This window comes from Streptomyces sp. NPDC006476 (genome assembly GCF_040612015.1).
Classification (GTDB): Bacteria; Actinomycetota; Actinomycetes; order Streptomycetales; family Streptomycetaceae; genus Streptomyces; species Streptomyces griseorubiginosus_B.
Genome location: NZ_JBEXPK010000067.1, coordinates 21,372 through 42,217, shown reverse-complemented (window position 1 = coordinate 42,217; position 20,846 = coordinate 21,372). Strand labels below are relative to the sequence as shown.

General features: G+C 69.9%; 18 protein-coding genes and 1 riboswitch. Of the genes, 8 read left to right on the top strand and 10 right to left on the bottom strand.

Annotation, left to right across the window (positions count from 1 at the left end; all coding sequences use genetic code 11):
• Positions 1-314: 314 nt before the first annotated feature.
• From ABZZ74_RS42520 to def, 3 genes are all read left to right on the top strand, one after another.
• Positions 315-1,571 (top strand): HD domain-containing protein, encoded by a 1,257-nt coding sequence (locus ABZZ74_RS42520; RefSeq protein ID WP_356949497.1) that lies wholly within the window; start codon positions 315-317, stop codon positions 1,569-1,571.
• 113 nt (positions 1,572-1,684) lie between these two features.
• Positions 1,685-2,665 carry a hypothetical protein gene (locus tag ABZZ74_RS42515; protein WP_356949496.1) on the top strand — a complete coding sequence of 327 codons (981 nt, stop codon included), beginning with the start codon at positions 1,685-1,687 and terminating at the stop codon, positions 2,663-2,665.
• Positions 2,666-2,740: 75 nt separating this feature from the next.
• Positions 2,741-3,391, top strand: coding sequence for a peptide deformylase (def, locus tag ABZZ74_RS42510; RefSeq protein WP_133044551.1), 651 nt, complete (start codon positions 2,741-2,743; stop codon positions 3,389-3,391).
• Between the two features lie 15 nt (positions 3,392-3,406).
• On the opposite strand, the gene ABZZ74_RS42505 is transcribed toward def, so the two are convergent.
• The gene (locus tag ABZZ74_RS42505; protein WP_356949495.1) at positions 3,407-4,372 is read right to left on the bottom strand and encodes a helix-turn-helix domain-containing protein; all 966 of its coding nucleotides are present in this window, start codon (positions 4,370-4,372) and stop codon (positions 3,407-3,409) included.
• Positions 4,373-4,465: 93 nt separating this feature from the next.
• Here ABZZ74_RS42505 and ABZZ74_RS42500 point away from each other — a divergent pair, with 93 nt between their 5' ends.
• Positions 4,466-4,690, top strand: coding sequence for a hypothetical protein (locus tag ABZZ74_RS42500; protein WP_208784456.1), 225 nt, complete (start codon positions 4,466-4,468; stop codon positions 4,688-4,690).
• Here ABZZ74_RS42500 and ABZZ74_RS42495 read toward each other — a convergent pair.
• From ABZZ74_RS42495 to ABZZ74_RS42460, 8 genes are all read right to left on the bottom strand, one after another.
• A complete protein-coding gene (locus ABZZ74_RS42495; RefSeq protein WP_356949494.1) occupies positions 4,657-5,193 on the bottom strand; it encodes a hypothetical protein in 537 nt (178 codons plus the stop codon). The genes ABZZ74_RS42500 and ABZZ74_RS42495 overlap by 34 nt on opposite strands.
• 110 nt (positions 5,194-5,303) lie before the next feature.
• Positions 5,304-7,367 carry a putative Ig domain-containing protein gene (locus ABZZ74_RS42490; RefSeq protein WP_356949493.1) on the bottom strand — a complete coding sequence of 688 codons (2,064 nt, stop codon included), beginning with the start codon at positions 7,365-7,367 and terminating at the stop codon, positions 5,304-5,306.
• A 271-nt stretch (positions 7,368-7,638) separates the two neighbouring features.
• Positions 7,639-8,232: a nucleotidyltransferase family protein gene (locus ABZZ74_RS42485; protein ID WP_356949492.1), complete on the bottom strand. Its 594-nt coding sequence runs from the start codon at positions 8,230-8,232 to the stop codon at positions 7,639-7,641.
• A 27-nt stretch (positions 8,233-8,259) separates the two neighbouring features.
• On the bottom strand, positions 8,260-9,270 hold the full coding sequence (locus tag ABZZ74_RS42480; protein ID WP_356949491.1) for a ribonucleotide-diphosphate reductase subunit beta: 1,011 nt from the start codon (positions 9,268-9,270) through the stop codon (positions 8,260-8,262).
• Positions 9,270-11,651 (bottom strand): ribonucleoside-diphosphate reductase subunit alpha, encoded by a 2,382-nt coding sequence (locus ABZZ74_RS42475; protein WP_356949490.1) that lies wholly within the window; start codon positions 11,649-11,651, stop codon positions 9,270-9,272. The genes ABZZ74_RS42480 and ABZZ74_RS42475 overlap by 1 nt, the downstream gene beginning before the upstream one ends.
• 120 nt (positions 11,652-11,771) lie before the next feature.
• Positions 11,772-11,902: riboswitch (cobalamin riboswitch) on the bottom strand.
• Positions 11,903-12,074: 172 nt separating this feature from the next.
• Positions 12,075-13,703, bottom strand: coding sequence for a monocarboxylate uptake permease MctP (gene mctP / locus ABZZ74_RS42470; RefSeq protein WP_356949489.1), 1,629 nt, complete (start codon positions 13,701-13,703; stop codon positions 12,075-12,077).
• Positions 13,700-13,954, bottom strand: a complete 255-nt coding sequence (locus ABZZ74_RS42465; protein WP_356949488.1) for a DUF3311 domain-containing protein — start codon at positions 13,952-13,954, stop codon at positions 13,700-13,702. The genes mctP and ABZZ74_RS42465 overlap by 4 nt, the downstream gene beginning before the upstream one ends.
• A gap of 157 nt (positions 13,955-14,111) precedes the next feature.
• Positions 14,112-14,876 carry a GntR family transcriptional regulator gene (locus ABZZ74_RS42460; protein WP_356949487.1) on the bottom strand — a complete coding sequence of 255 codons (765 nt, stop codon included), beginning with the start codon at positions 14,874-14,876 and terminating at the stop codon, positions 14,112-14,114.
• Positions 14,877-15,183: 307 nt separating this feature from the next.
• Between ABZZ74_RS42460 and ABZZ74_RS42455 the strand changes: the two genes are divergently transcribed.
• The 4 genes from ABZZ74_RS42455 (at position 15,184) to ABZZ74_RS42440 (ending at position 19,894) form a co-directional block, all read left to right on the top strand.
• Positions 15,184-16,464, top strand: coding sequence for an extracellular solute-binding protein (locus ABZZ74_RS42455; protein ID WP_356949486.1), 1,281 nt, complete (start codon positions 15,184-15,186; stop codon positions 16,462-16,464).
• A 99-nt stretch (positions 16,465-16,563) separates the two neighbouring features.
• The gene (locus tag ABZZ74_RS42450) at positions 16,564-17,556 is read left to right on the top strand and encodes a sugar ABC transporter permease (protein ID WP_356949485.1); all 993 of its coding nucleotides are present in this window, start codon (positions 16,564-16,566) and stop codon (positions 17,554-17,556) included.
• The gene (locus ABZZ74_RS42445; RefSeq protein WP_356949484.1) at positions 17,553-18,398 is read left to right on the top strand and encodes a carbohydrate ABC transporter permease; all 846 of its coding nucleotides are present in this window, start codon (positions 17,553-17,555) and stop codon (positions 18,396-18,398) included. Before ABZZ74_RS42450 ends, ABZZ74_RS42445 begins: the two co-directional genes overlap by 4 nt.
• Before the next feature lie 8 nt (positions 18,399-18,406).
• Entirely contained in the window at positions 18,407-19,894 is a 1,488-nt protein-coding gene (locus tag ABZZ74_RS42440; protein WP_356949483.1) for a glycoside hydrolase family 3 protein, read from the top strand.
• Between the two features lie 105 nt (positions 19,895-19,999).
• Here the strand turns inward: ABZZ74_RS42440 and nagB are convergent, their stop codons facing one another.
• Positions 20,000-20,785, bottom strand: a complete 786-nt coding sequence (nagB, locus tag ABZZ74_RS42435) for a glucosamine-6-phosphate deaminase (protein WP_356949482.1) — start codon at positions 20,783-20,785, stop codon at positions 20,000-20,002.
• Positions 20,786-20,846 lie beyond the last annotated feature (61 nt).

Sequence of the window (20,846 nt, the reverse complement as noted above, 5' to 3'; positions counted from 1 at the left end):
CGTGCCCACCGGGACCGGCTTCTCGGTGGCCGGCTCGTCGGGCATCGCCCCGGGGAACGGGGTCGTCCGGTGGGCGGGTGTCGAGGCTCGTTCCGGTGTCCTGGCCTCGTCGGGCGCCGACGGGGAGGGGGTTCGTCGATGAGGGTGCGGTCGTGCAGCGTGTTGTTGGCCGGGCTCGTGCCCACCGGGACCGGCTTCTCGGTGGCCGGCTCGTCGGGCATCGCCCCGGGGAACGGGGTCGTCCGGTGGGCGGGTGTCGAGGCTCGTTCCGGGGGCCCGGCTCCACCCTGCACCGACCGGCAGGGGGTGCGTAGATGACCGTACGGTCGCGTCCGTGCCGTCCGTCGCTCACCGCCCTCATTCATGCCGGGGCCGCACTGCTGGCCGGCGGTTCGCTGGCCGTCACCCTCTGGAACGGCATGGAGGAGCGCCCCACGGCCCTCGCCTTCGGCGTGCTCGTCACCGTCGGCGAGCTCCACCGCTGGACCGGCGCCCGGGTCAGGGAGGCCGCGCCGCTCGGAGCCGCCGGCGCGCTGTCGTACGCCCTGCTCGGCGCCAACGCCCAGGAGCCCTCCCGGCACGGGGCCGCACAGGTCGTCGCCGTCGTGCTCGCGGCCGCGCTGCTCGGCTGCGTACCGCACGTGGCGCGCGGTCAGGGACCCGTCCTCGACCATCTCGCCCGGCGTGTGCTGTCCGTCGCCTTCGCCGCCGTCTGCTTCCAACCCCTCTACAACCGCGGGGTGTTCGACCACTGGAAGGGCCCCGCCTACGCCCTGCTGCTGCTCGCGCTGCTCACCCTCACCGTGCTGTGCGACTGCGTGCTCGCCGCCGCCCTCGCCCACTCCCGCACCGGCTGGCCCTTCGGCCCGCTGCTGCGGGACGAGTTGCGGGCCCTGCTCGGCATCGGGTCGGCGGTCTGCGCGACCGGTGCGGTGATGGCGCTCGCGGTCGCGGTCGTCGGCCTCTGGGCGCTCCCGGTCTTCTGCCTGCCCCTGCTGCTCACCCAGCTGTCCTTCAGGCGGTACGCCGCCGTACGGACCACCTACCGGCAGACCATCGCCTCCCTCGCCCGCGCCACCGAGATCGCCGGCTACACCCCGCCCGGGCACGCCCGCCGGGTCGCCGAACTCAGCCGGGCCGTCGGCCGCGACCTCGGGCTCACCCGGCCCGAACTGGCCGTCCTGGAGTCCGCGGCCCTCATGCACGACATCGGTCAGCTCAGCCTCGTCGACCCGGTACCGGCGGGCGCCACCGCCGACCTGCCCGGCCCCGAGCAGCGGCGGATCGCGCTGCTCGGCGGGGCCGTCGTACGTCAGACCGGCGTCGATCCGGCCGTCGCCGTGGTCGTCGAGCGGCAGGCCGACCCCTACCGGGAGCAGCCCGTCGCGGCCCGGATCGTGCGGGCCGTCAACGCGTACGAGGAGAAGGTGCAGGGCGCCGGACCCGGCGGACCCCTGACGGCGCTGGAGGAACTGCGCCTGGCGACCGCCGGGGACTACGCGCCCGACGTGGTGGAATCGCTCGCCCGGGTCCTCGCCAGGGACTGTCTGACCGTCCCCTCGGCTGGGTAACCCATGGGTAATGAGCGCCCTTCCAGCCGCACGTGGTTGGATGCGAATGAGAGGGTGTCCGGGGGCAGCAGGCTCTGGGCCGGCCCACTCCACGGAACTGGCAGGCGGGAATCGTGAGGATCTTCGGCAAGGGACGGCACCGGCCCTCCGCCTCCTGGCGGCAGGCCACCGATCGCGCCTTCACGCTGATCGGCGACGGCCGGTACGAGGACGCGGGCGCGCTGCTGACGCGCGCCGCCGATCTGGAGCCCTGGCTGTCGGAGTCCTGGTTCAACCTCGCCCTGCTGCACAAGTTCCGGCACGACTGGGAACAGGCCCGCGCGGCCGGACTGCGCGCCGTCGCCCTGCTGGACCGGGAGACCGGGGCGCCCGACTGGTGGAACGTCGGCATCGCGGCCACGGCCCTGCAGGACTGGCCGCTGGCCCGACGTGCCTGGCAGGCGTACGGGCTGCGTGTGCCGGGCGTCGCCACCGCGTCCGGCGAACCGCTCGGCATGGACCTGGGCAGCGCCGCCGTACGGCTGTCCCCGGAGGGGGAGGCCGAGGTGGTGTGGGGGCGGCGGCTGGATCCCGCGCGGATCGAGGTGCTGTCGATCCCGCTGCCGTCGTCCGGACGGCGCTGGGGCGAGGTCGTGCTGCACGACGGCGTTCCGCACGGTGAGCGCACCACGGCCGCCGGGCACGCCTACCCCGTCTTCGACGAGATCGAGCTGTGGGCGCCCTCGCCCGTTCCGACCTGGGTGGTGCTGCTGGAGGCGGCGACCGAGGCGGACCGTGACGCGCTGGAGCAACTGGCCGCCGACGCCGGGTTCGCGGCGGAGGACTGGTCGTCGTCGGTCCGGCTGCTGTGCCGGATGTGCAGCGAGTCCCGTATGCCCTCGGACGAGGGCGACGGCGAGCATCTCGACCCCCACGACCACAGCGAGCCGGGCCACCCGGGCCCCCTCGGCCACCGCACCGACGGGCAGATGTGGGTACCGGAGCGGGAGTGCGGGGTGGCGGCGCCGGCCTCGCTGGTACGGGGGTTGCTGGACGGGTGGGTGGCGGACAGCCCGGACTCCAGGGACTGGCGGGACCTCGAAGAAGTCTGCTGACCGGACCTCCCCGCCGAACTGCCTTTAGGCTGTACTCCCGGAATTGGCATGGTTGCAGGAAGGCATACGTCGGTCATGGCGCAGCAGGACACCGATCAGCAGCACGCGGGCGTGCTTCCCGTGGACGACGAGGGCTTCGTCATCGACACCGGGGACGCGGAGGAGCGCGAGGCCGCCTGGCGCGAGCGCGGCACCTCGCGGCCGATCACGGTCGTCGGGAACCCGGTGCTGCACAAGGAGTGCAAGGACGTCACCGAGTTCGGCCCCGAGCTGGAGCAGCTGGTCGCGGACATGTTCGCCAGCCAGCGCACCGCCGAGGGCGTGGGCCTGGCCGCCAACCAGATCGGCGTCGACCTGAAGGTCTTCGTCTACGACTGCGGGGACGACGAGGGCGCCCGGCACGTCGGCGTGGTCTGCAACCCCAAGCTGGTCGACCTGCCCGCCGACCAGCGCCGGCTGGACGACAGCAACGAGGGCTGCCTGTCCGTGCCCACCGCGTACGCGCCGCTCGCCCGCCCCGACTACGCCGAGGTGACCGGCCAGGACGAGAAGGGCAACCCGATCAAGGTCCGCGGCACCGGCTACTTCGCCCGCTGCCTGCAGCACGAGACCGACCACCTGTACGGGTACCTCTACATCGACCGGCTCTCCAAGCGTGAGCGCAAGGAGGCGCTGCGGCAGATGGCCGAGAACGAGCCCCGCTATCCCGTGGTCGCCAACGACTGAGACGCCGGACGACGTTCAGGCGGCCGCCTCGGGCCCCCTGAACGTGCGCCGGTAGGCGTTCGGCGTGGTGCCGACCGCCTGGATGAACTGGTGCCGCAGCGCGGCCGCGTTGCCGAACCCGGCCCGCCCGGCGATCGCGTCCACCGTCTCGTCCGTCGCCTCAAGCAACCGCTGCGCCAGCAGCACCCGCTGGCGCAGGATCCAGCGGTAGGGGGTCGTCCCGGTCTCCTGCTGGAAGCGGCGGGCGAAGGTGCGCGGCGACATGTGCGCGCGCTCGGCCAGCTGCTCGACGGTGACCTCCTCGTCGAGATGCCGCTCCATCCACGCCAGCACCTCGCCGACGGTGTCGCACGAGTTCCTCGGCAGCGGCCGCTCGATGTACTGCGCCTGCCCGCCGTCCCGGTGCGGCGGCACCACCATGCGCCGGGCGATCTTGTTGGCGACCTCCGGGCCCTGCTCCTTGCGCACGATGTGCAGACAGGCGTCGATACCGGCGGCGGTCCCCGCCGAGGTGATCACCGGGTCCTCGTCGACGTACAGGACGTCGGGCTCGACCTTCAGCCGTGGGTAGGCGCGCGCCAGCTGCCCCGCGTCGTGCCAGTGCACGGCGCAGCGCCTGCCGTCCAGCAGCCCGGCGGCGGCGAGCACGAAGACACCGGAACAGACGCTGAGCACCCGCGCGCCCCGGTCGACCCCGCGGCGCAGGGCCTCGAGCATCTCCGGCGGAAAATCCCTGCTCCCGTAGTGGGCGCCGGCCGGCACGGCGATCAGGTCGGCCTCCTCCAGCCGCTCCAGACCGTGCTCGACCTGCATGGAGAAGCCGCCGCGGGTACTCAGCACCGGCCCCTCGGCGGAGGCGACCGCGAAGTCGTACACGGGCAGTCCGTCGTCGCTGCGGTCGATGCCGAACACCTCGCAGACGACGGCGAGTTCGAAGGGGTTCACGCCGTCCAGCACGACGGCGGCCACGTTCTGGAGCATGTCTCCAGTGTGCCTCAGGGTTGGCAGTTTTTCGAGGCTCTACGGCAGTCCTGCCACTGTTTGTAAGGAGTCAACGGCGCGACAGTGGTGTCTATGGATACGGCACACATCGAAGGACTGATCGGAATGCTGTTCGTTCTCGGACTCCTCGCCCTGATCGTGCTCCCGTCCGTGATCGGCATCGCGCACGACCGTCGGGTGGACCGCCAGATCCGCGAGGCCGAACGTGCCCGCCTGGAGGCCGAGGGCCTCGGCGCGCGGGAGCGCCCGGCCCTCGGGCGGCGCTACTTCACCACCACGGTGACCCACCACTCCTGAATCCCCAGGCACGAGACCCGGCCCGTCTGGGCGGCGCACAACGGCCGCGTGGACTCCAGCCGGGTCCTGCCGTCCGCCACGGCCTTGAAGGCGGCGCTCGCGTCGCCGGGCTGCAGCACGATGCCGCTGTTGGTGGCCTGAAGGGCGGAGCCCTTGGCGGTGACCGGTTTCCAGGGCCGCTTGGACGTCCCGTCCAGACTGATCCGGAGCGTGTCGCCGACCGCCAGGCAGACGGTACGGCCGCTGTCGCGGGCGTCGAGCGTGGCTGCGGGCGTACAGCCCGTGGAGCTCGGGGTGGGCGAGGTGGTGGGGGTCGGAGAGGACGGACTCGTGGGGGTTGGTGAGGACGGGGACGTGGGGGCGGGCGAGGTCGTAGGGGTGGGAGAGGACGACACGCTGTTGCTTCCGCCGCCCTTGCCGCTGTCTGCCTGGCCGCCGCAGCCGGCGAGGACGAGGGCGAGCGCGGCGACGGCGAGAGTCGTGTGGGGGATCGATCGACGCATGGGGGCCTCCTCTCCTCTTTGACGTGTCACCCACATGTTCGGATCCACGCCCGCGCATGCCGGAGCCCCGGCCGCGAAGGCGGCGACCGGGGCCCGGATTCAAGCGGTGCTCAGCTCGTGGTGACGGCGGTGTCGTCGACGACGAAGCTGGTCTGGAGCGAGGAGTCCTCGACACCGCTGAACTTCAGGGTGACGGTCGAGCCCGCGAAGGAGCTCAGGTCGAAGGACTTCTGCACGTAGCCCGAGGCGGCGTTGACGTTCGAGTACGTCGCCAGGGTGGTCGAACCCGCGCTGACCGTCAGCTTGTCGTACGCCGTGCTTCCGGTCTCCGCGGTGTCGATGTGCAGGTAGAAGGTGAAGGTGGCCTTGCAGCCGCTCGGGACGGTCACCGACTGGGACAGCGTGTCGGTGTGGCTGGAGCCGTACCCGTCCAGCCAGGCGTAGTACGAGCCGCCGTGGGCGCTCTCGCTGGTGGAGTTGGTGATGACCCCGCTGGACGCGGTCCAGGTGGTGTTGCCCGACTCGAAGCCGGGGTTGCCGAGCAGCTGCGTCGAGGTGCAGGTGCCGCCGCTGGAGCCGACCGTCCAGGAGAAGGAGGCCGAGCCGGAGGCGCCGGTCGAGTCCTTCGCGGTGACGGTGACCTGGTAGGTGCCCGCGGTGGACGCCGTACCGGAGATCAGGCCGGTCGAGCTGCTGATGGACAGCCCGGTCGGCAGGCCGCTCGCGCTGTAGGTCAGCGTGGCCCCGGCGCTGTCGCTCGCCTTGATCTGCAGGCTGACCGAGCTTCCGGTCGTCGTCGACTGGCTGCCCGGGTTGGTGACGGTCACCGTGTTGCCGGAGGTGGTGCCGGCGGTGAAGGCCGTGGTGCCGTTGGGGGTGCCCCAGCCGGTCGGGCCGTCGTAGCCGGTCTCGGCGGTGCAGAAGTACGCCGTGGAGCAGGAGCCGTTGTTGCCGCTGGTCACGTCGTACAGGTTGCTGGTGTGGCTGTAGGGGTACTTCGCCGGGTAGTCGCTCGAGCCCGGGGTGCCGGCCAGGGCGTAGACGCCGGCGATGATCGGGGACGAGGCGCTGGTGCCGCCGTAGACGGCCCAGCCGGAACCGCCGTAGGTGTCGTACACGGCCACACCGGTGGCCGGGTCGGCGACCGCGGAGACGTCGGCCTCCATGCGCTTGGAGCAGCCGGTGTCGGTCTGCCAGCTCGGCTTGGGGTCGTACGCCGAGCAGCCGGAGCCGGTGCCCTCGGTGGAGCTGGTCTTCCACACGGACTCGGTCCAGCCGCGGGAGTTGGACGAGGTGGACAGGGCGGTGCCGCCGACTGCCGTCACGTACTGGGAGGTCGCGGGGTACTCGGCGCCGTAGGCGGAGTCGCCGGCGGAGACGGTGATGGCGACACCCGGGTGCTTGAAGTACGAGGTGTCCTCGCTGGTCTGCGACGAGGCCTCGGAGCCGCCCCAGCTGTTGGAGACGAACTTGGCGCCGAGCGACACGGCCTCGTTCTCGGCGATGCCGAGGTCGGTGTCGTTCGCGGAGTTGGCCTCGACGAGGATGATGTTGCAGTTCGGGCAGACGGCGCTGACCATGTCGATGTCGAGGGCCTCTTCACCGGCCCAGCCGCTGTCGTTGGTCGGCAGCGAGGTCGTCGAACCGGTCTGGCTGACCTGCTTGAAGCAGCCGTTGGCCACCGTGCAGGCCGACAGGCCGTAGGTCGAGCGGTAAGTGGCCAGGTCCGAGGCCGCGTTGGGGTCGTTGTAGGCGTCCACCACGGCGACCGTCAGGCCCGAGCCGCCCGTCGAGGGCAGGTTGTAGGCGCTGTGCAGGTTGGCCGGGCTGAGACCGGAGGGCGCGGCGGCGGCCACCGCGGAGGCCAGCCGCTGCTTGATGTCGGTCCGGCGCTGGGCGAAACAGGCCGCGTGACCGGGGGTCGCCGTGCCGCACAGGTGCTGTGTCGGTACCTTCTGGCCCGCCTTGCCGGTGGAGTGGAAGGTCTGCCGGGCGGGGGAGGTGAGGGCCTGGGCGTTCTGGGTGACGCGGGAGTGGGACGAGGTCGCCGTGGCCTGGGTCTGGACCTGGGCCTGGGTCGCCGGAGCGGCGACGAGTCCGGCGACGCCGAGGGCGAGGGCGGGGAGGGCTGCGGTCAGGAGTCTTCGCAGACTCCGTCGGGACTTCTCACGCATGGGGGTACTGCCTCCGTCGTGGGAGTGGGGTTCTCGACGCTGGTGGCAGGCCTGTGACGCGCGTAGCGGCGGCAGTGCGCGATTCCGTCATGGGCATGACACATTGGGTTTACATGCGGCGTCCTGTGACGTCGCTGTGGTGCGCTTGTGCTGCTGTTGTGGGTGACATGACAGGACGGCAGGAAGGTAGCCGGGGCGCGGGGCGGCGGAACAGATGCGCCGGAAGAACTTTGCCGCTCCATAGGAACTCCATGGACGACGGATGGATCCTTTATGGCCAGTCCAACACGGTCAACTCCGGCCACTGCGTGCGCCATCGGGCTGCCTTGGCCTCGTAGACGGCTCGCGGGGCGAGCACCGGATTCGGCCGTACGACGAGATGGAACACGTCACTCAGCCCGTGCGGCGCATACACCCGCCACCGCCCATCCCCCTCCAGCCGCACCCCCAGACAGCACGTCGTAGCCGCGAAGCAGTCGATCGCCGCCTCACTGGACTCGTGTGGCGGACACGGCACCCCGAACTTCTCCTCGTACCAGAGGTGCACCCGCGCCTCGTTGCGGATCTCGACCTCGGCCGGAAGGCCGGCGAAGACCTCCCGGCCGGCCTTGATCACGGCGTCCTCGGCCTCCCAGGACAGATCACGGTCGTCGAAGTAGAAGACGTCGTAGTCCTTGATGCCATGGGCCGGCGGCCGGTCCGTGACGACGTTCCACACCGTCTGGAACAGACACCCGGCCGTCAGATACCACCCGGGCAGGCCGAGCGTCGCGGTCCGCGCCAGCACCTCCGTCAGCACGTCGTTGCGGGACAACACCGCGCGCAGGGCGTCGAGTTGCTCATCGAGAGGGAGGCGGCCGATCATCCCCCTGGCTTACCACAGCCGGGTCCGTCAGAAGTCCTCGTCCAGATCGACCGTGCCCTCCACCGCCACCTGGTAGGCCGAGGGGCGGCGTTCGAAGAAGTTGGTCAGTTCCTGGACACCCTGCAACTCCATGAAGGAGAACGGGTTCTCGGAGCCGTACACGGGAGCGAAGCCGAGGCGGGTGAGGCGCTGGTCGGCGACGCACTCCAGGTACTGCCGCATCGACTCGGTGTTCATCCCCGGCAGCCCCTCGCCGCACAGATCGTGGGCGAACTGCAGCTCCGCCTCCACCGCTTCCTTCAGCATGTCCGTCACCTGCTGCCGGAGCCGGTCGTCGAAGAGGTCCGGCTCCTCCTTGCGCACGGTGTCGACCACGTCGAAGGCGAAGGACATGTGCATCGTCTCGTCGCGGAACACCCAGTTGGTGCCGGTGGCGAGACCGTGCAGCAGACCCCGGCTGCGGAACCAGTACACATACGCGAAGGCGCCGTAGAAGAACAGGCCCTCGATGCACGCTGCGAAGCAGATCAGGTTGAGCAGGAAGCGGCGCCGGTCGGCCTGGGACTCCAGCCGGTCCAGGTTCTCCACCGAGTCCATCCACCGGAAGCAGAACTCCGCCTTCTCACGGATGGAGGGGATGTTCTCGACGGCGTCGAAGGCAGCCGCCCGGTCCTCCGGATCGGGGAGACAGGTGTCCAGCAGCGTCAGGTAGAACTGGACGTGGACGGCCTCCTCGAAGAGCTGTCGCGACAAATACAGCCGCGCTTCCGGGGAGTTGATGTGCTTGTAGAGCGTGAGCACCAGGTTGTTCGCCACGATCGAGTCGCCCGTGGCGAAGAAGGCGACCAGCCGGCCGATCAGGTGCTGCTCCATCGGGGACAGCTTCGCCAGGTCGGCCACGTCCGAGTGGAGGTCGACCTCCTCCACGGTCCAGGTGTTCTTGATGGCGTCCCGGTAGCGCTCGTAGAAGTCCGGGTAGCGCATGGGACGCAGAGTCAGCTCGAAGCCGGGGTCGAGCAGGTTCTGGTTGCTGGGCATTACTGGCAGGCCTCGCAGGACTCGGGGTTTTCCAGGGAGCAGGCGACGGCGTCCGCCGACGGTACGGGCACGGTCGCCCGTGCGGCGCGGGCGATGCGGGTCGCCGGGCGGGAACGGAGGTAGTACGTCGTCTTCAGGCCCTGCTTCCAGGCGTACGCGTACATCGAGGAGAGCTTGCCGATGGTCGGCGTCTCCAGGAAGAGGTTCAGGGACTGGGACTGGTCCAGGTACGGCGTACGGGCCGCCGCCATGTCGATCAGGCCGCGCTGCGGGATCTCCCACGCCGTGCGGTACAGGCGCCGTACGTCCTCGGGGATCCACGCGAAGTCCTGCACCGAGCCGCCCGCCTCGCGCAGGGCCTCCCGGGTGCGGGCGTCCCAGACGCCGAGGTCCTTCAGCTCCCGTACCAGGTACGAGTTGACCTGGAGGAACTCGCCGGACAGCGTCTCGCGCTTGAACAGGTTGGACACCTGCGGCTCGACGCACTCGTACACACCCGCGATGGAGGCGATGGTCGCGGTCGGCGCGATGGCGAGGAGGAGGCTGTTGCGCAGGCCGGTCGCCGCGATCCGCGCGCGCAGCGCGGCCCAGCGCTCCGGCCAGGCGAGGTCGACGTCGTAGTGGTCGGGGTGCAGCACACCCCGGGCGGTCCGGGTCTTCTCCCAGGCGGGCAGCGGGCCGCTCCGCTCGGCGAGGTCCGCGGAGGCCTCGTACGCGGCGAGCATGACGCGCTCGGCGATACGCGTGGACAGGGCCTTGGCCTCGGGCGAGTCGAAGGGCAGTCGCAGCTTGAAGAAGACGTCCTGCAGGCCCATCGCACCCAGACCCACCGGGCGCCACTTGGCGTTGGAGCGGCCCGCCTGCTCGGTCGGGTAGAAGTTGATGTCGACGACACGGTCGAGGAAGGTGACGGCCGTGCGGACGGTCTCGTCCAGCCGCTCCCAGTCGATGCCGCGGCCGGCCACGAAGGCGCCCAGGTTGACCGAGCCGAGGTTGCACACCGCCGTCTCACCGTCGTCGGTGACCTCCAGGATCTCCGTGCAGAGATTGGAGGAGTGGACGACATGACCGGGGGTCGCCGTCTGGTTCGCGGTGCGGTTGGCGGCGTCCTTGAAGGTCATCCAGCCGTTGCCGGTCTGCGCGAGGGTGCGCATCATCCGGCCGTACAGTTCCCGGGCCGGGAGCGTCTTGCGGGCGAGCCCCGCCGCCTCCGCCTGCCGGTACGCCGCGTCGAACTCCTCGCCCCACAGGTCCACGAGTTCGGGCACGTCCGCCGGGGAGAACAGCGACCACCGCTCGTCGGCGTCGACCCGGCGCATGAACTCGTCCGGGATCCAGTGCGCGAGGTTCAGGTTGTGCGTACGGCGGGCGTCCTCACCGGTGTTGTCGCGCAGCTCCAGGAACTCCTCGATGTCGGAGTGCCAGGTCTCCAGGTAGACGGCCGCGGCGCCCTTGCGCCGGCCGCCCTGGTTCACGGCGGCGACGCTCGCGTCCAGCGTCTTCAGGAACGGGACGATGCCGTTGGAGTGGCCGTTGGTGCCGCGGATCAGCGAACCACGGGCGCGGACGCGGGAGTAGGCGATGCCGATGCCGCCGGCGTGCTTGGAGAGACGGGCGACCTGGTGGTAGCGGTCGTAGATGGAGTCCAGTTCGTCCTTCGGGGAGTCGAGGAGGTAGCAGGACGACATCTGGGGGTGCCGCGTGCCGGAGTTGAAGAGGGTGGGGGAGGAGGGCAGGTAGTCGAGGCGGCTCATCAGGCCGTAGAGGGAGGCCACTTCGTCCACGGCACGGGCGCCTGTCTCCGAACCGAGCGCGGTGTCGTCCGCGAGACCGCTCGCCACGCGGAGCATGAAGTGCTGCGGCGTCTCGATGACCTTGCGGGTGATCGGGTGGTGCAGGAGGTAACGGCTGTAGAGGGTGCGCAGGCCGAAGTAGCCGAAGCGGTCGTCGGCCGCGGGGTCGATCAGCGCGTCGAGGCGGTCGGCGTGCAGCCGTACGAACTCCGCGGTGCGGTCGGCGATGAGCCCTTCGCGATGGCCGACGGCGACGGACTCGGTGAAGGACGTGACGCCCTGCGAGGCGGCCTCGGCGGCGACGCTCAGGGTGAGGAGCCGGGCGGCCAGCCTGCTGTACGCCGGGTCCTCGGAGATGAGGCCGGCCGCCGCCTCCGTCGCCAGCTCGCGCAGTTCCGCCCCGTCCGCCCGCGCGGACCGGCCGCGCAGTGCGGCGGCGGCGACCCGGCCGGGGTCGGCGTCGGGCAGGTCAGCGGTCAGCTCGGTCAGGGTGCGCAGCAGTGCGGCACCGTGTCCGTCGGCTTCCGGCTCGGTCGCTGAAGCCGGGTCGGTCGCTGAGGCCGGATCGGCCGGCGGCGCGATGGTCACGTGGGGCTCTCCCTCGCTCGGCACGGGGCCTTGCGGGCAGGGGGCAGCACACGAGCGCGGCGCGCTTCGCATCCACCGGCCCATTCCGCGAGGCCCGGACGTCAGGGCACCCGGGCCGGTGTGGCCGGGTGCGCTGTCGGCAGGTCCTCGGACTGACTCCGCGCACGGGTGTGCGCGGGTTCACCGTTGCGGGACAGTTCCGGATTCGCACCGGATTCCCCTGCGGCGACAGCGAGATGAGCATACATCTAGTGCCGGGTTTGGGTAGCACCCCCATATGTTGTGTCGGGGTTGCTTCGGGGAACGGAAGAGCGGGCCGCCGAGGGGGGTTCCTTCGGTGGCCCGCTGCGAGTGTCCGTGGTTGATCGCGCTCACGCGGCGGAGCCGCATATCGATACAGCCCCGCGCCCCTATAGGGGCGCTTCAGTGGGCGCTTCCTGCAGTCGCAGGCGGGAGTTCCACCTCCACCCCGGGGTCGCCCGCGTCCGCCGTGTAGTCCTCCGGGCTGGTCTGATCGATGCCCTCGGGGGCCTTCAGGGCCTTTAGGACGAAGGTGAGGACCACCGTCACCGCCACGTTCAGGACGAAGGCGGTGAGGCCGATGTAGCCGATCTCCCCGATGCCCGGGATCTCCTTCGACGAGCCGCCGAAGTGCTTCTGGGTGGGGGAGGCCACGCCGTACGCCGCGACCGTTCCGTAGATCATGCCGACCGCCCAGCCGGCGAGCAGGGCCCAGCGGTGGAACCAGCGGGTGAAGAGGCCGCCGACCAGGGACGGGAAGGTCTGCAGGATCCAGATGCCGCCCAGCAGCTGGAAGTTGATGGCGACCGTCTTGTCCATGGTGAGGACGAAGACCAGTGCGCCGACCTTCACCACCAGCGACACGATCTTGGAGACCTGGGCCTCCTGCTTCGGCGTGGCGTCCGGCTTGATGAAGTCCTTGTAGATGTTGCGGGTGAAGAGGTTCGCGGCCGCGATGGACATGATGGCCGCCGGGACCAGCGCGCCTATGCCGATCGCCGCGAAGGCCACCCCGGCGAACCAGCTCGGGAACATGTTCTCGAAGAGCTGCGGGATCGCCAGCTGGCCGTTGGTGACCTTGACCCCGGCCGCGATGGCCATGAAGCCCAGCAGCGCGAGCAGGCCGAGCATCAGCGAGTACAGCGGCAGGATCGTGGTGTTGCGGCGGATCACCTCGCGGCTCTTGGAGGAGAGCGTCGCGGTGATCGAGTGCGGGTACATGAACAGTGCGAGCGCCGAGCCCAACGCCAGGGTGGCGTACGTCCATTGGGCGGGCTCGGCCGGTGCCAGGGCGCCGCGCGGCTTGCCCGTCGCCGGGTTGGTCTGCGCGAACGCGTGGCCCGCCTTGGCGAAGATGTCGTCGAAGCCGCCCAGCTTGATCGGGATGTAGATGATCGCCACCGCGATGACGATGTAGATCAGCGTGTCCTTCACGAACGCGATCAGGGCGGGGGCCCGAAGGCCGGAGGAGTAGGTGTAGGCCGCGAGCACACCGAAGGCGATCAGGAGCGGGAGGTCCTTCACGAACCAGTTGGTGTTCTCACCGCCGCCCACGCCCATGACGTCCAGCACGGCCTGGATGCCGACGAGTTGGAGCGCGATGTACGGCATCGTCGCGAGGATGCCGGTCAGCGCCACCGCCAGCGACAGGCCCTTGGAGCCGAAGCGTCCGCGCACGAAGTCGGAGGTCGTCACGTACCCGTGCTTGTGCGAGACCGACCACAGGCGCGGCAGGAACGTGAAGATCAGCGGGTAGACCAGGATCGTGTACGGCACGGCGAAGAAGCCGGCCGCGCCCGCCGCGTAGATCGCCGCCGGTACGGCGACGAAGGTGTACGCCGTGTACAGGTCGCCGCCGAGCAGGAACCAGGTGACCCAGGTGCCGAACGACCGTCCGCCCAGGCCCCATTCGTCGAGGCTGTGCTCGTTCTCGGCCTTGCGCCAGCGAGCGGCGAGGAAGCCCATGGCCGTGACGGCCAGGAAGAAGAAGATGAAGACGCCGAGCGCGACGCCGTTCACACCGTCCTTCACTTGCCCGCACCCCCCTTGCGGGCGCGCTGGTCACGCTGCCACAGCTTGTACGCGGTCATGGTCAGCGCCGTGGAGACCAGCACCCACAGCATCTGGTACCAGTAGAAGAACGGGATGCCGATGAACTCCGGGTCGGTCTTGGCGTAGGACCCGACCCACAGCATCGCCACGAAGGGTGCGAGCAGGCAGATGGCGATGATCACGCGGACCGGGGTCACCACCGGTGGTCTCACTTCGGGTACTTCGGACATACGGCGGCTCCGTCCCCTCACGATCGCCTGTGATCACATGTGTAACGCGCAGGCAATGTAGGTCACGGCGTCACGGCAGTGGAAGACCGCGTCGGGATATCGGTATGTCGATTCCGTGAAGACCCGTGGCGGGGGTGGAACCCCCGCCCCCTTCCCCTCAGTCGACGGGCCTCTTCAGCCGCGCCACGAACTTGTACCGGTCCCCCCGGTACACCGACCGCACCCACTCCACCGGCTGTCCGTCCCGGTCCAGGGAGTGGCGGGAGAGCATCAGCATCGGCAGGCCCACGTCGGTGCCGAGCAGGCCGGCCTCGCGCGGGGTGGCCAGCGAGGTCTCGATGGTCTCCTCGGCCTCGGCGAGATGGACGTCGTACACCTCGGCCAACGCCGTGTACAGAGACGTGTACTTGACCAGGGACCGGCGCAGGGCCGGGAAGCGCTTGGCGCTGAGGTGGGTGGTCTCGATGGCCATCGGCTCGCCGTTGGCCATGCGCAGCCGCTCGATGCGCAGCACCCGCCCGCCGGCCGTGATGTCCAGGAGCCCGGCGAGCCGGTCGTCGGCGGTGATGTAGCCGATGTCCAGCAGCTGCGAGGTCGGCTCCAGGCCCTGGGCGCGCATGTCCTCGGTGTAGGAGGTCAGTTGCAGCGCCTGGGAGACCTTCGGCTTCGCGACGAAGGTGCCCTTGCCCTGGATGCGTTCCAGGCGCCCCTCCACGACCAGTTCCTGCAGCGCCTGCCGCACGGTGGTGCGGGAGGTGTCGAACTCGGCGGCGAGGGTGCGCTCGGGCGGTACCGGTGTGCCGGGCGACTGTGTCTCCGTCATGTCCAGCAGGTGCTTCTTCAGGCGGTAGTACTTGGGCACGCGCGCGATACGGACGCCTGCCCCGCCGTCGTTCTCCGCACTGCTGACGTCGGTACTCATGGTCTGCCTTCCCGGCTCCGGACGCGGGTCACGTCGTGATCCCCTCTGTATACCGTCGCCACCTGTTTTGGTCTAGTCCACAGAGCCAAGTGGTCTAGCGGACGAGACTACTCCGCCGCCGCTGTTTTCGCTGGCTTCTTACTTAAAGGTTCCTGCATATGTAGGTCGCATAACGGCTGGTCAGAGCCTTTTCGAGCACTCTTGACAGGCTTCGTGGTCTGGTCCAAGCTCCCGGTACTGGTCTACACCATTGGTTCAGGTCCCGGCGTATGGGCGGGGAGGTGTGGGCATCCCTGAGGAGGGTGGCGTGAAGCGCAAGCTGGCAGCCGCGATCGGTATCGCGGGCATGATGGTCTCGGTCGCTGCGTGTGGGGGAAGCGACAACAAGAGCTCGACGTCCGGCTCCGACGCCAAGGAGCTGACGGTCTGGCTCACGGTCGACGCCCAGAACAACTGGCCGAACCTCGTGAAGGCCGCCGACGCGGCCGTCGAGAAGGCCCACCCCGGCATCAAGATCAACCACGAGTACTACGGCTGGCCGGACAAGAACACCAAGCTCGACGCGGTCCTGGCCACCGACAAGGTGCCGGACGTGGTCGAGATGGGCAACACCGAGATGCTGAGCTACATGGTCAAGGGCGCCTTCGCCCCCGTCGACCCCGCGAAGTTCACCAACTCCTCCGCCTGGCTGGACGGCCTGAAGGCCTCGGTGACGTACGACGGCAAGACCTACGGCGTTCCCTACTACGCGGGCGGCCGGGTCGGCAACTGGCGCAAGGACCTCTTCGCCTCGGTGGGCGTGAAGTCCACGCCGAAGACGTACGCCGAACTCACCGCCGCCCTCGACAAGGTGCAGGCCAAGGAGGGCAACAAGTTCTCCGCCTGGTACCAGCCCACCCGTGACTGGTACGCGGCCATGTCCTTCGTCTACGACGCCGGCGGCTCCATAGCCAAGCAGGACGGCGGCCAGTGGAAGGGCAACCTCTCCTCGCCGGAGTCCATCAAGGGCCTCACCGAGTTCAAGAACGTCATCGACAAGTACATGCACGGTGACAAGACCAAGGACGAGTCCGACCGTTACATCGTCTACGGCCAGGGCAAGTCCGGCATGATCTTCGGTGCCGCCTGGGAGGGCGCGACCTCCGCCGACCCGAAGAACGACAAGACCGGCAAGCTCAAGAACAACCTCGAGAACTTCGTGATGCCGGGTCCGTCCGGCAAGAACTTGCCCGTCTTCCTGGGCGGTTCTGACCTCGCCATCCCGGTCAAGTCCAAGGCGCAGGGTGTCGCCGCCGAGTGGATCAACGCCTTCACCGGCCCCTCCGGTCAGAAGGGCCTGATGGCCAAGGGCAACCTGCCCAACAACAAGACCGACCTCCAGACCCTGAAGAACGACCCCGCGACGGCGGTCCCGGCCACCGCGGCCGAGTCCAACTGGTTCGTCCCGATGGCGCCCGGCTGGGGCCAGGTCGAGAAGGCCCAGGTGCTGCAGACCATGCTGCAGAGCATCGGCACCGGCAAGCAGTCGGTCGAGGCCGCCGCGAAGGCCGCGGACGCCGCGATCGACAAGGTCATCAACACCAAGTGACCTGAGGGCAGGGCCCTTTCGACCCCGGGTCAACGTCCGGGGCGGGGGCCCTGCTTCTCGTACGACCGTAGGACCTGAGGGACCGCTGAGGAGCGCGCGATGAGTGCCGCAGACACAACCACCCCTGCCAAGGTGCCGCCGCCGCGGCAGGCGCCGCCGTCACCACCGTCCGCCCCGAACGCGCCACGCAGAGGCCGCATCTCGGGCGGCGCGGCCACACCGTGGCTGCTGCTCGCCCCCTGTCTGCTGATCCTGGCCCTGGTCATGGGCTATCCCATGGTCCGCCTGGTCACCCTGTCCTTCCAGAAGTTCGGGCAGTCCCAGCTGTGGGGCTTCCAGCCGGCCGAGTGGGTCGGGTTCGCCAACTTCACCGGGGTGCTGGGCGACACCCAGTTCTGGCAGGTCGTGCTGCGCACGATCATCTTCGCCGCCGGGTCGGTCATCTTCACGATGGTCCTCGGCATGCTGATCGCGCTGCTGCTGCAACGCGTCTCCGGCTGGGTGAAGACACTGGTCAACATCGTGCTGGTGGCCAGCTGGGGCATGCCGATCATCGTCGCCACGACGGTCTTCAAGTGGCTGTTCGACAGCGACTACGGCATCCTCAACGCGCTGCTCAGCAAGCTGCCCGGGGTGCAGCTGATCGGCCACAACTGGTTCGCGAGCGGCCCGCAGGGCCTGGCCGTCATCATGCTGCTCGTGGTCTGGGGCGCCGTACCCTTCGTCGTCATCACCCTCAGCGCCGGACTCACCCAGGTCCCGGCGGAGTTGGAGGAGGCGGCCCGGCTGGACGGCGCGGGCCCCTGGGGCGTCTTCCGGTACGTCACCCTGCCCATCCTCAAGCCGATCATCGTGATGCTCACGACCCTGTCGGTCATCTGGGACATGGGCGTCTTCCCGCAGGTCTTCGTGATGCGCGACGGCCATCCCGAGGACGAGTTCCAGCTCCTGACCACCTACTCCTACGACCGCGCCTTCCAGGTCAACGACTACGCGCAGGGCTCCGCGATCGCCCTGATCACCGTGCTGTTGCTGCTGGGCGTGGTCGCCGTGTACATGCGCCAGATGCTGAAGATCGGAGAGGTGGAATGAGCGCGATCACCACGGGGCGGCGGCCCCGCAAGTCCAAGCTCGGCTGGAACCTCCTCGGTCTCCTCGTCTTCCTGACCGCCGGCTTCCCCGTCTACTGGATGCTCAACACGGCCATCAAGCCGGCCAAGGACACCATCGACCCCGACCCGAGCCTCTTCCCGACCGGCTTCACCCTGGCCAACTTCCGCCGGGCGCTGGACATCGCGGACTTCTGGGGCCCGGTCGGCCGCAGCCTGATCGTCTCCCTGTCCGTCGTGGTGATCGGCATGGTCGTCGGCCTGCTGGCGGCGCTCGCCATCTCCCGGTTCGCCTTCCGCGGCCGCAAGGTCGTCATCATCGGCATCCTCGCCGTCCAGATGGTCCCGCTGGTGGCCATGATCATCCCGGTCTTCCTGCTCCTCAACGACCTGGAGCAGTACGACAAGCTCTCGGGCCTGATCATCACGTACCTGACCTTCATCCTCCCCTTCACGGTGTGGACGCTGCGCGGCTTCATCGTCAACATCCCCCGGGAACTGGAGGAGGCGGCGATGGTCGACGGCTGCTCCCGCACCGGCGCCTTCATCCGCGTGGTCTTCCCGCTGCTGGCCCCCGGCATGGTCGCCACCTCGGTCTACGCCTTCATCCAGGCCTGGAACGAGTACATCTACGCCCTCATGCTGCTCAGCCAGCAGCACCAGACCGCGACCGTCTGGCTCGGCAACTTCACCACCAAACACGGCACCGAGTACGCCCCGATGATGGCCGGCGCCACCATGATGGCCGTGCCGATCGTCGCCCTCTTCCTCCTCGTCCAGCGCAAGATGGCCGCGGGCCTGACCGCGGGCGCCGTGAAGGGATAACGCCCCCGATGACGACAATCGCCAGCGGCTCCGACACCCTGACCCGCGACGCCCTCACGGTCCTGCAACCGGGCTTCACCGGCACGACCGCCCCCGACTGGCTGCTGCGCCGCATCGGGGAGGGCCTCGCCTCCGTCGGCCTCTTCGGCCGCAACATCGCCTCCACCGAACAACTGGCGGCCCTGACCGCGCAGTTGCGCGCCGAACGGGACGACGTGCTCGTCGCCGTCGACGAGGAGGGCGGTGACGTCACCCGCCTGGAGGTGCGCACCGGCTCCTCCTTCCCCGGCAACAACGCCCTGGGCGCGGTCGACGACGTGGAACTGACCCGGCAGGTCGCCGCCGAACTGGGCCGCCGCCTCGCCGCCTGCGGGGTGAACCTCAACTGGGCCCCCTCCGCCGACGTCAACTCCAACCCCGCGAACCCGGTCATCGGCGTGCGCTCCTTCGGCGCCGACACCGACCTGGTGGCCCGGCACACGGCGGCCTACGTCACCGGCCTGCAGTCCGCCGGCGTTGCCGCCTGCACCAAGCACTTCCCCGGCCACGGGGACACGGCCGTCGACTCCCACCACGCGCTCCCGCGCATCGACGTGCCCGCCGAGGTGCTCTCGGCCCGCGAACTCGCCCCGTTCCGTGCGGCCCTCGCCGCCGGCACCCGGGCCGTCATGAGCGCCCACATCCTGGTCCCGGCCCTCGACCCGGTCCGCCCCGCGACCCTGTCCCGCCCGGTCCTGACCCGGCTGCTGCGCGGCGAACTCGGCTACGACGGCCTGATCGTCACCGACGGCATGGAGATGCAGGCGATCGCGGCCACGTACGGCATCGAACGTGGCAGCGTCCTGGCCATCGCGGCCGGCGCCGACGCGATCTGCGTGGGCGGCGGCCTCGCCGACGACGAGACGGTACGGCGGCTGCGCGACGCCCTCGTCACGGCGGTCCGCACCGGCGAACTCCCCGAGGCCCGCCTGACGGACGCAGCGGAACGGGTACGGGCCCTGGCCCGCTGGACGAGCGCGGCGGGTGACGCCGACGCCAGGCCACCGGCCGACGAGGAGGTGGGCCTGCGCGCGGCCCGCCGCGCCCTCAGACTGACGTCCGCCCAGCCCTTCACGCCCCTCACCGAACCGCCCTACGTCGCCGCCCTCACCCCGGTCGCCAACATCGCCGTGAGTGAGGAGACCCCGTGGGGCGTGGGCGCGGAACTCTCCCGGCTGCTCCCGGGCACCGAAACAGGAACGTTCGCCGGAGAGGACGCCGGCCTGGCCACCCTGGCGGCGGCCGGTCGTCGTCAGATCGTGGCGGTGGTCCGCGACGAACACCGCCACCCCTGGATGGGGCGGGCCCTGGACACCGTCCTGCGCACCCGGCCCGACACCATCGTGGTCGAAATGGGCCTCCCCCAGGCCCCACCCCGAGGCACCCTCCACATAGCCACCCACGGCGCGGCCCGAGTCTGCGGCCGAGCGGCGGCGGAGGTCATCGCGGGGGAGTAGTCCAGCGTTGTCCCCGCGCCCCACAGGGGCGCGGGGCTGTATCGATTTGCGGCTCCGCCACGTGGGCGCGACCAGCCCCCACCACCCGCACTCCGCAACAGACCGTCAGATCCCCTGCCAATCCGGCTTGTTGACATACGTGTGCCGGAAGTAGTCCGCCAGCTTCAGCTTCGACGCCGCAGCCTCATCCACAACCACCGTCGCATGCGGATGCAGTTGCAACGCCGACGCCGGACACACAGAGGCAAGCGGCCCCTCAACCGTCGCGGCGACCGCCTCCGCCTTCCCTTCCCCCGTCGCGAGCAGCACCACGTGCCGAGCCTCGAGAATCGTCCCGATCCCCTGCGTGATCACGTGATGCGGCACCGCCTCGACGTTCCCGTCGAAGAACCGCGCGTTGTCCACCCGTGTCTGCTCGGTCAGCGTCTTGATCCGCGTCCGCGAGGCCAGCGAGGAGCACGGCTCGTTGAAGCCGATGTGCCCGTCCGTCCCGATCCCGAGCAACTGCAGGTCCACGCCCCCGGCCCCCGCCAGCGCCGCCTCGTACGCCTCGCACGCGCCCTGCACGTCCTCGGCCGTCCCGTCGGGCCCCAGGAACGCCTCCATGCCGATGCCGAGCGGCTCCAGCACCTCGCGCCGGAGCACGGAACGGTACGACTCGGGGTGCTCGGCCGGCAGGCCCACGTACTCGTCGAGCTGCGCTATCCGCGCTCGTGAGACGTCCACGGCACCGGCGCGCACCCGGGCCGCCAGCGCCTCGTACACGGGCAGCGGAGTCGACCCCGTGGCCACGCCGAGCAGCGCGTTCGGCTTGCGTCGCAACAGCCGTGCCATGGCCTCGGCGACGAGCTCGCCACCCGACCTGGCGTCCGGAACGATGACAACTTCCACGCTGGGGCCTGCCGTTCTGAAGGACCGTGTAGGACTATGTGGTTTAGACCAATCTGTGCGG

Coding starts and splice junctions, on each gene's coding strand:
- ABZZ74_RS42480 (WP_356949491.1), bottom strand. CDS start 9,270: ATGCCCAGCAACCAGAACCTGCTCGACCCCGGCTTCGAGCTGACTCTG.
- ABZZ74_RS42465 (WP_356949488.1), bottom strand. CDS start 13,954: ATGTCCGAAGTACCCGAAGTGAGACCACCGGTGGTGACCCCGGTCCGC.
- ABZZ74_RS42490 (WP_356949493.1), bottom strand. CDS start 7,367: ATGCGTGAGAAGTCCCGACGGAGTCTGCGAAGACTCCTGACCGCAGCC.
- ABZZ74_RS42485 (WP_356949492.1), bottom strand. CDS start 8,232: ATGATCGGCCGCCTCCCTCTCGATGAGCAACTCGACGCCCTGCGCGCG.
- ABZZ74_RS42495 (WP_356949494.1), bottom strand. CDS start 5,193: ATGCGTCGATCGATCCCCCACACGACTCTCGCCGTCGCCGCGCTCGCC.
- ABZZ74_RS42520 (WP_356949497.1), top strand. CDS start 315: ATGACCGTACGGTCGCGTCCGTGCCGTCCGTCGCTCACCGCCCTCATT.
- ABZZ74_RS42440 (WP_356949483.1), top strand. CDS start 18,407: ATGACGACAATCGCCAGCGGCTCCGACACCCTGACCCGCGACGCCCTC.
- ABZZ74_RS42500 (WP_208784456.1), top strand. CDS start 4,466: ATGGATACGGCACACATCGAAGGACTGATCGGAATGCTGTTCGTTCTC.
- def (WP_133044551.1), top strand. CDS start 2,741: ATGGCGCAGCAGGACACCGATCAGCAGCACGCGGGCGTGCTTCCCGTG.
- ABZZ74_RS42505 (WP_356949495.1), bottom strand. CDS start 4,372: ATGCTCCAGAACGTGGCCGCCGTCGTGCTGGACGGCGTGAACCCCTTC.
- ABZZ74_RS42445 (WP_356949484.1), top strand. CDS start 17,553: ATGAGCGCGATCACCACGGGGCGGCGGCCCCGCAAGTCCAAGCTCGGC.
- ABZZ74_RS42460 (WP_356949487.1), bottom strand. CDS start 14,876: ATGAGTACCGACGTCAGCAGTGCGGAGAACGACGGCGGGGCAGGCGTC.
- ABZZ74_RS42450 (WP_356949485.1), top strand. CDS start 16,564: ATGAGTGCCGCAGACACAACCACCCCTGCCAAGGTGCCGCCGCCGCGG.